Origin of the sequence: uncultured Modestobacter sp. (genome assembly GCF_947486615.1) — a bacterium.
In the GTDB taxonomy this organism is placed as follows: Bacteria; Actinomycetota; Actinomycetes; order Mycobacteriales; family Geodermatophilaceae; genus Modestobacter.
This window is the reverse complement of record NZ_CANKUD010000001.1, coordinates 430,111-442,709: the sequence shown is the minus strand read 5'-3', so window position 1 is coordinate 442,709 and position 12,599 is coordinate 430,111. Positions and strand designations below refer to the sequence as shown.

The window sequence follows — 12,599 nt, the reverse complement described above, 5'->3', positions numbered from 1 at the left end:
GACCGAGAAGAGGAACCATGTCCCGCCCCGCGCCCCGTGCCGTCGGCGCCCTGCTGGTGCTGCCCGCCCTGCTCGCCGGCTGCTTCGCCCCCGGAGCGGACGCGCCGGCCGAGGGCGAGCAACGGCTGGCGCTCGCCCTCGCCTTCCCGCCGGTCGCGGCGCTCTCCCCGTTCTCCGACGACGCGGTGCTGGTCACCCGGATGGGCGTGGGGGAGACGCTGGTCGGCCTGGACGAGGCCGGCGACCCCACCCCGCAGCTGGCGGAGAGCTGGGCCCGGGTCGACGACCGGACCGTCACCCTGGACCTGCGCGCGGGCGTGCAGTTCCACGACGGGACGCCGCTGGACGCCGAGGCCGCCGCCGGCGCGCTGACCGCCGCGGCCGCGGCCTCGCCCGCCCCGCGGTCGATCGACGGACTGGGCCTCACCGCCCGCGCGGTGGACGAGGACACCGTGGAGGTGCAGCTGGCCGAGCCCGACCCCCTGCTGCTGCAGCGGCTCGCCGCCCCCGGGCTGGTCGTGCTCGCGCCGGCCGCCTATGGCGACCCCGCGGCGCCGGACCCGGTGGGCACCGGCACCGGACCGTTCGAGCTGACCGAGCTGCGCGGCGCGTCCGGCGCCACCCTGACCGCGGACGCCGACCACTGGGGCGGGGCTCCCGAGCTGGACGGCGTCGACGTCACCTTCCCCGCCGACGCGGCCGCCCGCACCGCCGGGCTGCGCGCCGGTGAGCTGGACGTGGCGGTCAACCTGCCGATCGCCCAGCTGCCCACCCTGACCGACACCGAGGTGCTCTCGGTGCCGCTGCCGCGGCTGGTCTCCCTCTCCCTGGACACCGCGGACGGGCCGTTCGCCGACCCGGGCCTGCGCGCGGCCGCGGTCGCGGCGATCGATCCGCAGCCGGTCGTGGACGGCGTCTACGAGGGCCGCGCCGACGTCGCCGAGGGGCTGTTCAACGACGACACCGCCGGCGGGGCCGACCGGCCGGCGGTCGCCTTGCCGCCGGCCAGCGACCCGGCCGGCGCGAGCATCCGGCTGGCCACCTACTCCGACCGGGCCGAGCTGCCCGAGGCGGCCGCCGTGCTCGCCGAGCAGCTGCGGCAGGCCGGCTTCGCGGTGGAGGTCGTGGTGGCCGAGTACGCCACCTTGGAGACCGACCTGCTGGCCGGCACCTACGACGCCGTGCTGGCCAGCCGGCTGTACCTGGGCGACACCGGCGACCCGGTCGGCTACCTCGCCGCCGACCTGACCTGCGCGGGCAGCTACAACCTCGCCCGGCTCTGCGACCCGGCGGTCGACGCGGCCGTGGCCGCGGCGGCGGACGTGGCCGACCCGCAGGAGCGCCGGGCGGCCGCGCTGCGGGCCGAGGCGGCGGTGCTCTCCACCGGTGCCGTGGTGCCGGTGCTGCACGAGCGCACCCACACCGGGTACGCCCCGTCCGTCGGCGGCCTGGCCACCGACCCGTTCGACCGGCTGCTGCTCACCGCCGAGACGACGGTCGGGGAGTGACCGCCGCCGGCCGGGCAGGGCCGGCGGCCCCGCACCGGCCGCGGCGGGCACCCGGGCTGGCCGCGCTCCGCCCGGGGCTGACCGGGCTGGCGGCGGTGGCCGGCACCGGGCTGCTCGTCGGGGCGCTGCCCTGGCTGTCCGGGGACGACCCCGCCCGCACCGTGCTTCGCGCGCGGGAGGTGGAGCGTGAGCCGGACCCGGCGGTGCTGGACGCGGTGCGCGAGCAGCTGGACCTACCCGCCGACCCGGTGCGCGGCACGCTCGGCTGGCTCGGGCACGCCGTCACCGGCGACCTCGGCACCTCCTGGGTGAGCGGGCAGCCGGTCGCCGAGGTGGTGCCACCGGCGCTGGGCGTCTCGCTCACGCTGACCGGCGCGGCCGCGCTGGCGGCCGTGCTGCTGGCGGTGCTGCTGGCCGGGCCGGCGCTGCGCCGGGCGGCCGACGGGCGCGGGGACGGCGGCCGGGCCGTCGGCGTGCTGGCGGCCGCGCTGGCGGCGCTGCCGGAGTTCGTCCTCGCCGTCGTCGGCGTGGCGGTGCTCGCGGTCGGTTGGGGGCTGCTGCCCACCTCGGGGTTCACCGGCCCCGAGCACCTGGTGCTGCCGGTGCTCGCGCTGGCGCTGCCGGCCGGTGGGCTGCTGGGCCGGGTGCTGACCGGCGCGGTGCGGGACATCGCGGGGGAGGGCTGGGTGCGCAGCTGGCGGGCGGCCGGCGTCCCGCGGGCCGCGGTGCAGGGGGCGGTGGCGCGGCGCGCGCTGACCGTCGTCGTCCCGCAGGTGCTGCTGCTGCTGGTCGGCACGCTCGGGGCCAGCGCGGTGATCGAGTCGGTGTTCGACGTGCCGGGCCTGGGCCGGGTGGCGCTGGCCGCCGCGCTGGCCCAGGACCTGCCGGTGGTGCAGGCCGCCGTGGCGCTGCTGGTGCTGCTCGGGCTGGCCGCCGGGGGCGTGGGGGTGCTGGTGCACCGTGCGCTGCTCGGGCCGGCGGGCACCGACGGCGGGCTGTCCCCGGAGCTGCCCCCACCGGCGCCCGGCGCCGGTCGCTGGGCGGCCGGGCTGCTCGCGGTGCTGCTGCTGGTGGTCGCCGCCGGCCTGCTGCGCGACCCCGACGCCCAGGACCTCACCGACCGGCTGGCCGCCCCGTCCTGGGCCCATCCGCTGGGCGCCGATGCCCTCGGCCGGGACGTGCTGGCCCGGTTCGGTGCCGGCGCGCTGCACTCGGTGGGGCTGGCCCTGCTGATCAGCGCCGTGGTGCTCGTGGTGGGGGTCGCCGCGGGGCTGGCCGGGCGCGGGCGGGCGGGGCTGGCCGACGTGCTCAACGCGCTGCCCGCGGTGGTGGTCGGCATCGCGGTGGCCGCCGTCGCCGGGCCCAGCCTGACCGGTGCGGTGGTCGCGGTGTGCCTGGTCGCCTGGATCCCGCTGGCGGTGCACACCCGCACCCTGGCCGCCGAGGCGCGCGCCTCCGGCTTCCACCTGGCCGCCCGCACCAGCGGCGCCGGTCGCTGGCACCTGGTGCGCCACCACCTGCTCCCGCTCGTGCTGCCGCCGGTGAGCCGGCACGCCCTGCTGCGGGTGCCGCACACCGCCCTCGCCCTGGCCGGGCTGTCGTTCCTCGGCCTGGGCGCCGGCGCCGAGTCGCCGGAGTGGGGGCGCACCCTGGCCGACGGGGTGACCTACCTGGAGCGCGCGCCCTGGCTGGTGGCGGTGCCGGCGGCCGGGCTGGTGCTGCTCGGGGTGGCCGCCGGGCTGGTCCGCACCGGGCGCTGAGGGCCCGCCGCCTCGGCCTCGGCGTCCCGCCAGGCCGCCGAGCGCAGCAGTCGCAGCCCGTTCAGCGCGACCAGCACCGTGGACCCCTCGTGCCCGGCGACGCCGAGCGCCAGCGGCAGCGTGCCGAGCAGGTCCCAGGCCACCAGCACCACGATGACCGTGCCGGCGATGACCAGGTTCTGCACCACCAGCCGGCGGGCCCGGCGGGCCAGCGCGATCACCGTGGGCAGCGTGGCCAGGTCGTCCCGGACGACGATGGCGTCCGCGCTCTGCAGCGCCAGGTCCGAGCCGATGCCGCCCATCGCCACGCCCACGTCGGCGGTGGCCAGCGCCGGGGCGTCGTTCACCCCGTCGCCGACCAGCGCGACCCGGTGTCCGGCGCGCTGCAGGTCGCTGACCACGGCGGCCTTGTCCTGCGGCAGCAGCTCGGCCCGCACGTCCCGCAACCCGACCTGGGCGGCCAGCGCCCGGGCGGCACCGGCGTTGTCGCCGGTGAGCAGCACCGGCTCCGCGCCGGTCTGCCGGCGCAGCGCAGCCACGGTGTCGGCGGCCTCGGGGCGCACCCGGTCGGCCAGCGCCAGCACCCCGGCGGGCCGGCCGTCCACGGTGACCACGACGGCGGTGCGGCCGTCGGCCTGCTCCTCGCCGACCAGCTCCGCCACCGCGGCGTCGTCCGGGCTCGGTGCGGCCACGGTGACCCGGCGACCGTCCACGGTCGCGCTCACGCCGGAGCCGACCGTGGCCCGGAAGTCCGTGGCCGGTGCCGGGGGCGACCCGGCCGCGGCGACCACGGCGCGGCCGATCGGGTGCTCGCTGGACGCCTCGGCGGCCGCGGCCAGTGCGAGCAGCTCCTCGCCGGTCGTGCCCGGCAGCGGGCGGACGGCGACCACCGCGGGCGCGCCGTCGGTGAGCGTGCCGGTCTTGTCCAGTGCCACCACCGTGGTCGCCCCCAGCTGCTCGAGCACCACGGCCGAGCGCACCAGCACCCCGTGCCGGCTGGCGTTGGCGATCGCCGACAGCAGCGGCGGCATCGTCGACAGCACCACCGCGCACGGCGAGGCGACGATCATGAAGGTCATCGCCCGCAGCAGCGCCTCCTGCAGCGACTCCCCGAACAGCTGCGGGACGCCGAACACGGCCAGCGTGCTCAGCACCACGCCCATCGAGTACCGCTGCTCGACCTTCTCGATGAACAGCTGGGTGCGGGCCTTGGTGGCGCTGGCCTCCTCGACCAGGGCGGCGATCCGGGCGACGACCGCGTCGGCCGCCGGCCGGTCGACCCGGACGGTGAGCGCCCCCGTGCCGTTGGCCGTGCCGGCCCAGACCTCGTCACCGGCCACCTTGTCCACCGGCAGCGGCTCGCCGGTGATCGATGCCTGGTCGACGTCGGACCCACCGTCGACGACCGTGCCGTCGGCCGGCACCCGCTCGCCGGGTCGGACCAGGACGACGTCGCCGACCGCGAGGTCGGCGACCGGCAGCTGCCGTTCCTGCCCGCCGGCCAGCACGGTGGCCTGCTCGGGGGTGAGGTCGGTGAGCCCGCGCACGGCCTCGGCGGTGCGCCGGGTGGCGACTGTCTCCAGGGCGCCGGAGGTGGCGAAGATGACGATCAGCAGTGCCCCGTCGAACACCTGGCCCAGCGCCAGCGCGCCGATCGCGGCCAGCACCATCAGCAGGTCGACGTCCAGGGTGCACTCGCGCAGCGCGGTGAGCCCCGCCCAGGCCGGCTCCCACCCGCCGGTGACGTAGCAGCCCAGGTACAGCGCCCAGGCCAGCGGCTGCGGCCCGTCCAGCAGCTGCACCAGGCCGCCGGCGAGGAACAGCGCCAGCGCGGCGGCGGCCCACCGCACCTCCGGGACCGCCGTCCAGCCGGGCAGCCGACGGCGCGGCCGCGCGGCGGGGACTGTGCGCGGCGGTGCCGCCAGTGAGGTCACCAGTGGAGCCTATCTGCGCAGATGCGCAGGTGTGCAAACGGGAGGTGACTCCTCAGTCCGTCGGTGCCGGGGACGGCGCCGGGCTGTCCACCGATCGCGCCGGGCGGTGCCGCACCAGCCGGGCGGAGTTGACCGCCACCGCGACCGAGGAGGCGTTGTGCAGCACCGCGGCCAGCACCGGGGAGAGCGCGCCCCCGCCGGCGACGGCCAGCCCGATGCCGTTGACCGCGATCGACATGCCGTAGTTCTGCCGCACCACGCCCAGCGTCTGCGCGCCCAGCTCCCGCAGGTCCAGCAGGTGCCGCAGGTCGTCGCCGACCAGCGCGACGTCGGCGGTCTCCACCGCGACGTCGGTGCCGGAGACGCCCATGGCGATGCCGATGTCGGCCGCGGCGAGCGCCGGGGCGTCGTTCGTGCCGTCACCGACCATCGCCACGGTGTGCCCCTCGGCCTGCAGCGCCGCCACGACGTCCTGCTTGTGCTCGGGCAGCACCTCGGCCCGCCACTCGGTGACGCCCAGCTCGGCGGCGACGGCCGCGGCGGTGCTCTCGTGGTCACCGGTCAGCATCACGATCCGGCGCACCCCGGTGGCGCGCAGCGTCTCCAGCACCTCCCGCGACTCCGGCCGCACCTCGTCGCGCAGGCTGACCAGCCCCACCAGCTCCCCGTCGACCGCCAGCAGCAGCGGGGTCTCGGCCGCGGCGCGCAGCCGGTCGAGCCAGCCCTGGGCGGCGTCGCCGACGGCCACGCCCTCGCTGGCCATCAGGGGCTCGCTGCCCAGCAGCAGCACCCGCCCGTCGGCCTGGGTGCGCATGCCCAGGCCCAGCAGCACCTCGCACTCCTCGTGCGGCGGGATGAACACGTGCCGCTCCTCGGTGGAGCGGATCACCGCCTGCGCCAGCGGGTGCCGGGAGTGCACCTCGGAGCTGGCGGCGTAGCCGAGCACCCGCTCCGGCGTCCAGTCGTCGGAGAAGGAGACGACGTTGGTGACCACCGGGCGGCCGATGGTCAGCGTGCCGGTCTTGTCGAACACCACGGCGTCCACCCGGCCGGCGGCCTCCAGGTGTGCACCGCCCTTGATCAGCAGGCCGCGGGAGGCGCCGTTGCCGATCGCGGCGCTGACCGCGGTCGGCGTGGCCAGGCCGACCGCGCACGGGCAGGCGATCAGCAGCATGGTCATCGCCCGGCGCACGTCCCGGGTGACCAGCCAGGTGAGCCCGGCCAGGGCGAAGGAGGCGGGGACGAAGCGGCGGGAGAAGTTCTCGCCGACGGTCTGGATCGGCGCCCGGTCGTCGGTGGCCTGCTCGACCCGGGCGATGATCCGCCCGATCGCGGTGTCCGAGCCGGTCGCCGAGGCGCGCACCACCAGCCGGCCGCGCACGTTCACCGACCCGGCGTGCACCGTCGCCCCCGGGGTGACCTGCACCGGCAGCGGCTCGCCGGTGATCGCGGCCTGGTCGACCACGCCGGTGCCCTCGACCACGACGCCGTCCACCGGCAGCGTCGTCTGGTCGTGCACCACCACCAGGTCGCCGACCCGCAGCCGGGCCAGGTCGACCTGGCGCTCGACGTCGAGCTCGCCGCCCTCGCCGGGGACGAGCACCCAGGCGGTGGTCTCGGTGCCGGCCAGCAGGGCGGAGATCGCGCGGCGGGTGCGGCGCAGGGTGACCGACTGCAGCCACTCGCCGATGTTCAGCAGCCACAGCACGGTGAGGGCGACGACGTTCTCGCGCAGCAGCAGGCTGGCGATGGTGGCGGCGGTGACCAGCGCGTCGGTGCCGGCGCTGCGCTTGCCGGCCAGCGCACCGGCGGCGCCCTTCACGAACGGGTAGCCGGTGAAGATCGTCAGCGCGGTGGCGACCAGCCGGCTGCGGCCGGTGAGCACCGGCGGGCGGCCGAACCCGTACCGGCGCACGCCCAGCAGCGCCAGCGCGGCACCGCCGACGGCGATCCGCACCAGCTCGCCGTTGGCGACGTCGGCCGACCGCGGCGGGCGGGCGACCTCGGCCGCGGCGGGCAGCGCGACGGTGGAGGCGGCCACCCGGAGCACCTCGGCCCGCGGGTCGGTCTCGGCGTCGGCGTCGGCGTCCAGCCAGACCAGCACCTGGCCGGTGACCGGGTAGGCGTGCGCGGTGCGGACGCCGGGCACGGCGTCCAGCAGGTCCTCCAGGGCCACTGCCCGGGCGGGGGCGCCGGTCAGCGCCGGGACGGCGATCCGCAGCCGGCCGCCGGCGTCGCTGATCAGCCGGGCGGTGCCGGTCGCCGTCTCCACCGGGCTCAGTGCTGGTGGTCGTGACCGCCGGAGCGGTCGGCCGGCGGGGGGACCTGCTCGCCGAGGTCGGCGTAGGCCTGGGCGCGCACGTCACCAGCGGCGAGGCGGGCCTTCTCCACGCCCACCTCGGCGCGGCGCGTGCCGCGGATGCCGAGCTTCGTCGCCCCGACGGCCAGCCGGCGGGGCAGGCTGCCGGTCTCCCCGCGCTCGGCGGCGCGGACGACGACGACGCCGACGACCCCGGTGGCCACGGTGCCCACGGCCTTGCGCAGCACCCGGCCGGCGCTCGCGCTGCGGTTCTTCTTCGACTCGGCCATGGACGGGCTCCTCGGTCGTGCAGTGGGATGGGGGGTCCGTGAGAACGTGGACCCGAGTCACGGTAACGGGAACCGTGTTCGTCCACCCCTCCGGGAGGTCAGGTGACCCAGCTGCGGCTGCCCGTCGACGAGCCGGCCGGCCGGAGCGGACTGCGCAGCACCGACCTGCTGGCCGCGGTGGTGGCGCTGCTGGTGGTGCTGCACTTCGCCGCGCCGGGGCTGTTCGACGCCCCGGTCGTGCTGGCCTGGAGCACCGTGTTCGTCGCCGTCTGCCTGCAGGCGCTGCCGTTCCTGGTGCTCGGCGTGGCGCTGTCGGCGGCGATCAGCACGCTGGTGCCGGCGTCGTTCTTCACCCGGGCGCTGCCCCGCCGTCCGGCGCTGGCGGTACCGGTGGCCGGCGTGGCCGGGGTGGTGCTGCCCGGCTGCGAGTGCGCGTCGGTGCCGGTCGCCGGCAGCCTGGTGCGGCGCGGGGTCCCCCCGGCCGCCGCGCTGGCGTTCCTGCTCGCCGCCCCGGCGATCAACCCGGTGGTGCTGGTGGCCACCGCGGTCGCCTTCCCCGGCCAGCCGGAGATGGTGGCCGCCCGCTTCGCCGCCTCGCTCGGGGTCGCCCTGGTGATGGGCTGGCTCTGGACGCTGGTGGGCCGGACGGAGTGGTTCCGGCTGGCCCGGCCGGCCCCCAGCGCGCCGGGTGCCGGGCGGGCGGCGGTCTTCCGCGACGCCATGCAGCACGACCTGGTGCACGCCGGGGGCTTCCTGGTGGTCGGCGGTGCGGCCGCGGCGACGCTGGGCGTGCTGGTGCCGCGCAGCTGGCTGGAGCAGGTCGCCGCGCAGCCGGTCCTCGCCGTGCTGGTGCTGGCCGCCCTGGCCGTCGTGCTGGCGATCTGCTCGGAGGCCGACGCGTTCGTCGCGGCCAGCCTCACCTCCTTCTCGCTCACCGCACGGCTGGTCTTCCTCGTCGTCGGGCCGGCGGTGGACGTCAAGCTGATCGCGCTGCAGGCCGGCACCTTCGGCCGGGGCTTCGCGCTGCGGTTCGCCCCGGCCACGCTGGTGGTCGCCGTCGGCGTCGCCGTGCTGGTGGGGGAGGTGCTGCTGTGACCCGGCCGGACCGGACCACCCAGCACCTGCTGCTGCTGCTCCTGGGCGTCGCCGTGCTGCTGGTCGCCGGCACCGACCGGTACCTGGACTACGTGCAGGCCGGGTTCCGCCCGCTGCTGCTCGGGGCGGGCGTCGTGGTGACCGGGCTGGGGCTGACCGGCCTGCTCCGGGACCGCGCCGGCCGGGCCGGGGGCCACGAGCACCCCGGCCCGGCGGTCGGCTGGCTGCTGGCCGCCCCGGTCGCGGTGGTGCTGGTCGTCGCGCCGCCGGCGCTGGGGGCCTGGTCGGCCGGCCGGCAGGCGGCCGCCCCGCTCGAGGTGCCCGCGGCACCGTCGTCGGTGGGGATCGGCCCGGACGACGCGGGGGCCGACCACCGCACGATGACGCTGTTCGTCTACCACGTCTGGTCGCAGGCGCCGGAGCCCAGCGCGCTGGAGGGGCGGCGGGTCCGGCTGGTCGGCTTCGTCTCCGCGCGGGCGGCCGGTGGCTGGTACGTCACCCGCTTCGACATCAACTGCTGCGCCGCAGACGCCACCGCCATCCGGGTCGCCGTCCCCGGCGGTGGAGAGGAGTTCGCCCCCGACGAGTGGGTCGAGGTGATCGGCACCTCCACCCCGCCGCTGGTCGACCCGGCCGTCGGCTACCCGGAGCCGGCGATCGACGCCGAGTCGGTGCGGGCCGTACCGGCGCCGGCGGAGCCCTACGAGTGAGCGCTCGACCGGCGCACAGTCGACAACAGTTCTCACATGCCGTTATCCTGATGTGATGACCGCCGCACCCCACTCCGAGGAGACCGCGGCACCGCCGGTCGCCCCGGAGACGGTGCAGGCGGCCAGCTCCCTGCTGGCCGCGCTCGCGGCCCCGATGCGGCTGTCGATCGTCGCCCAGCTGCTCCGGCACGGCAGCCGCTGCGTGCACCAGCTGGTCGACGACCTCGGGGCACCGCAGCCGCTGGTGTCCCAGCACCTGCGGGTGCTGCGGGGGGCCGGCCTGGTGGTGGGCGAGCGGCGGCACCGCGAGGTGCACTATGCGCTGGTCGACCCGCACGTCGGGCACATCGTGCGCGATGCGCTCGACCACGTGTCGCACGCGGCCGTGGGAGATGGACCCGTGCCCGTCGTCGAGGACGGCGCGGGGTGCCCGGTAGACGATGGGATGAGCACGAGATGATCCGCAACACCCGCCAGCGCACGGCCGTCAACGCCGTCTTCGAGGAGCTCGAGGGCTTCGCCAGCGCCCAGGAGGTGCACGCCCGGATGCGCGCCGGCGGCGACTCGATCGGCCTGTCGACGGTGTACCGCGCCGTGCAGGCCCTGGTCGACGACGGTGAGCTCGACTCGATCCGCACCGACTCCGGCGAGGCGATCTACCGCCGGTGCAGCACCCGGCACCACCACCACCTCGTCTGCCGCGTCTGCGGCCGCACCGAGGAGGTCGAGGGGCCGACCGTCGAGCGCTGGGCCGACCGGGTGGCCGGCGAGCACGGCTTCGTCGACGTCAAGCACACGCTGGAGATCTTCGGCACCTGCGCCGCCTGCCACGCGCCGGCAGAGCCGTCCCCGGTCGACGCGCCCGCTGACCAGCGCTGAGGTCGGGGCGCCGGTCCGGTAGCCCGAACCGGCGCCCGCTCAGCAGATCAGAGGGTGCCCTCGCGCGCGGCCCGCCAGATGTCGATGCCGCCGTCGACGGCGTGCTGGTCGATCGCGGCCAGCTCGTCGGCGGAGAAGTCCAGGTGCTCCAGCGCGGCGACGTTCTGCTCCAGCTGCCGCACGCTGCTGGCCCCGACCAGCACGGAGGTCACCCGGCTGTCCCGCAGCGCCCAGGACAGCGCCAGCTGCGCCAGGCTCTGCCCGCGGGCGGCGGCCATGTCGTTCAGCGCGCGGGCGTGGGTCAGGTACTGGTCGGTGATCATGCCGGCGTCCAGGGACTTGTCCTGCGCCGCGCGTGAGCCCTCCGGCACCCCGCCGAGGTACTTGTCGGTGAGCATCCCCTGCGCCAGCGGCGAGAACGCGATGCAGCCGGCGCCGACGTCGGCGAGGGTGTCCAGCAGGCCCTCGGTCTCGATCCAGCGGTTGAGCATCGAGTACGAGGGCTGGTGGATCAGCAGCGGGGTGCCCAGGTCGGCCAGGATCGCGGCGGCCTCGGCGGTCATCGCCGGGGAGTAGGAGGAGATGCCGGCGTAGAGCGCCTTGCCCGACTGGACGGCGGTGTGCAGCGCGCCCATCGTCTCGGCCAGCGGCGTGGTCGGGTCGGGGCGGTGGCTGTAGAAGACGTCGACGTACTCGAGGCCCATGCGCTGCAGCGACTGGTCCAGGCTGGACAGCACGTACTTGCGGGAGCCGCCGCCCTGGCCGTAGGGCCCCGGCCACATGTCGTAGCCGGCCTTGGTGGAGATGACCAGCTCGTCCCGGTAGGGGCGGAAGTCGTCGCGCAGGTGCCGGCCGAAGTTGGTCTCCGCCGACCCGTAGGGCGGTCCGTAGTTGTTGGCCAGGTCGAAGTGGGTGATCCCCAGGTCGAAGGCCCGGCGCAGGATGTCCCGCTGCCGGTCGAAGGGGACGTCGTCACCGAAGTTGTGCCACAGGCCGAGGCTGACGGCCGGCAGGTCCAGGCCGCTGGCGCCGGTGCGCCGGTAGGTCATCGAGTCGTAGCGGGTGCTCTCCGCGCGGTAGCCCATGGGCAGATCGTGCCGGGGCGCACCCGGTTCAGCGACGGCGGGGGCGGCGCCCCCGGGCGCCGCCGGCCGGCGAACGGGCCCCGCCGGGCGGCGCCGTGACGGTGTCCGGCCAGTGCGCGGGCCGGGTCAGGGCCGCGGGCAGCCGGGTGCCGGCGTCACCGGTGGCCGCGGTCAGCTGCGGGCCGGTGAGGAACAGCGCGCCGGTCAGGTCGGCGCCCCGCAGGTCCGCCGCCCGCAGGTCGGCGCCGAGCAGGTCGGCCCGCCGCAGGTCTGCACCCCGCAGGTCGGCCCCGATCAGCAGGGCCCCGCGCAGGCTCACCCCGTGCAGGTCGGCGCCGCGCAGCTGCCTGCCGACCAGGTCCGCCCCGCGCCGGTCGCGGGCCCGGCCGGGGACGCCGGCGCGCACCACCTCACTGACCCGGCCGAGCAGGTCGCCCACCTCCCGGCGGAGGCCGGCGGCGTCCAGGGCCCTCAGCTCGTCGGCCGTGCCGTGGGTGAGCCGCTCGGCGCGGGCCCGGGCTGCGGCGGCCTCCTCGCGCAGGTCGCCGGCGGGCACCAGCGTCTCGGCCTCGGTGAGGTGCCAGAGCAGCTCGGTGAGCTGGCGCATGACGGGGAAGACGGCCGACAGCGCCGCCAGGCCGGCCGCATCGGTGGGCCGGTCCGCGCCGCCGAAGGTCTGCTGGGTGACCCGCTGGCCGGCGCCGAAGCAGTCGAAGACGACGCAGCCGGGCATGCCGCGGTCGCGCAGCTGGTCGTGCACCCCGCAGCGGGCGTCGTCCTGCAGGTGGCGGCAGGGCGTGCCGGCCGGCTTGTCGAAGGCGAAGTCGGCCGAGGCGGCGAAGGCCGGCAGCACGCAGCACAGCCCCACGCAGCGGCTGCAGTCGGCGGTCAGGTCGCGGCGGGCCAGGCTCAGCTCGTCGCGCGGGGTGAGCACGAGGTCCACCGGGTCCCCGGGGCGGGCTGGCACGAGGTGGTCCTCCGGAGGTCGGGGCGGGCGCCCCCACGGTAGGTGACACGCGGAGGCGCGTCGTCCGACCGG

11 protein-coding genes are annotated in these 12,599 nt (G+C 77.1%); 6 read left to right on the top strand and 5 right to left on the bottom strand.

The window, feature by feature from the left end; translation table 11 throughout:
* Nucleotides 1-17 precede the first annotated feature (17 nt).
* Nucleotides 18-1,508 (top strand): ABC transporter substrate-binding protein, encoded by a 1,491-nt coding sequence (locus Q1A09_RS02125; protein ID WP_299951564.1) that lies wholly within the window; start codon nucleotides 18-20, stop codon nucleotides 1,506-1,508.
* Nucleotides 1,505-3,268 (top strand): ABC transporter permease subunit, encoded by a 1,764-nt coding sequence (locus Q1A09_RS02120; protein ID WP_299951562.1) that lies wholly within the window; start codon nucleotides 1,505-1,507, stop codon nucleotides 3,266-3,268. The genes Q1A09_RS02125 and Q1A09_RS02120 overlap by 4 nt, the downstream gene beginning before the upstream one ends.
* Here Q1A09_RS02120 and Q1A09_RS02115 read toward each other — a convergent pair.
* The 3 genes from Q1A09_RS02115 to Q1A09_RS02105 are packed head-to-tail and all read right to left on the bottom strand — an operon-like array spanning nucleotide 3,175 to nucleotide 7,791.
* On the bottom strand, nucleotides 3,175-5,202 hold the full coding sequence (locus Q1A09_RS02115; protein ID WP_299951559.1) for a heavy metal translocating P-type ATPase: 2,028 nt from the start codon (nucleotides 5,200-5,202) through the stop codon (nucleotides 3,175-3,177). The two genes, Q1A09_RS02120 and Q1A09_RS02115, sit on opposite strands and share 94 nt — an antisense overlap.
* Nucleotides 5,203-5,254: 52 nt before the next feature.
* Nucleotides 5,255-7,474, bottom strand: a complete 2,220-nt coding sequence (locus Q1A09_RS02110) for a cation-translocating P-type ATPase (protein WP_299951557.1) — start codon at nucleotides 7,472-7,474, stop codon at nucleotides 5,255-5,257.
* 5 nt (nucleotides 7,475-7,479) lie between these two features.
* Nucleotides 7,480-7,791, bottom strand: coding sequence for a DUF1490 family protein (locus Q1A09_RS02105; RefSeq protein WP_299951554.1), 312 nt, complete (start codon nucleotides 7,789-7,791; stop codon nucleotides 7,480-7,482).
* 102 nt (nucleotides 7,792-7,893) lie between these two features.
* Between Q1A09_RS02105 and Q1A09_RS02100 the strand changes: the two genes are divergently transcribed.
* From Q1A09_RS02100 to Q1A09_RS02085, 4 genes are read left to right on the top strand one after another with little or no spacing between them, the layout of a single operon-like run.
* Nucleotides 7,894-8,886 carry a permease gene (locus Q1A09_RS02100; RefSeq protein ID WP_299951551.1) on the top strand — a complete coding sequence of 331 codons (993 nt, stop codon included), beginning with the start codon at nucleotides 7,894-7,896 and terminating at the stop codon, nucleotides 8,884-8,886.
* Nucleotides 8,883-9,596: a TIGR03943 family putative permease subunit gene (locus Q1A09_RS02095; protein WP_299951548.1), complete on the top strand. Its 714-nt coding sequence runs from the start codon at nucleotides 8,883-8,885 to the stop codon at nucleotides 9,594-9,596. Before Q1A09_RS02100 ends, Q1A09_RS02095 begins: the two co-directional genes overlap by 4 nt.
* Nucleotides 9,597-9,651: 55 nt before the next feature.
* A complete protein-coding gene (locus Q1A09_RS02090; protein ID WP_299951545.1) occupies nucleotides 9,652-10,056 on the top strand; it encodes a helix-turn-helix transcriptional regulator in 405 nt (134 codons plus the stop codon).
* Nucleotides 10,053-10,475: a Fur family transcriptional regulator gene (locus tag Q1A09_RS02085; RefSeq protein ID WP_299951542.1), complete on the top strand. Its 423-nt coding sequence runs from the start codon at nucleotides 10,053-10,055 to the stop codon at nucleotides 10,473-10,475. The genes Q1A09_RS02090 and Q1A09_RS02085 overlap by 4 nt, the downstream gene beginning before the upstream one ends.
* A gap of 47 nt (nucleotides 10,476-10,522) precedes the next feature.
* On the opposite strand, the gene mgrA is transcribed toward Q1A09_RS02085, so the two are convergent.
* Both mgrA and Q1A09_RS02075 read right to left on the bottom strand, forming a co-directional pair.
* Nucleotides 10,523-11,560 (bottom strand): L-glyceraldehyde 3-phosphate reductase, encoded by a 1,038-nt coding sequence (gene mgrA, locus Q1A09_RS02080; RefSeq protein WP_299951540.1) that lies wholly within the window; start codon nucleotides 11,558-11,560, stop codon nucleotides 10,523-10,525.
* A gap of 28 nt (nucleotides 11,561-11,588) precedes the next feature.
* Nucleotides 11,589-12,527 (bottom strand): pentapeptide repeat-containing protein, encoded by a 939-nt coding sequence (locus Q1A09_RS02075; RefSeq protein WP_299951537.1) that lies wholly within the window; start codon nucleotides 12,525-12,527, stop codon nucleotides 11,589-11,591.
* Between the last annotated feature and the right edge of the window lie 72 nt (nucleotides 12,528-12,599).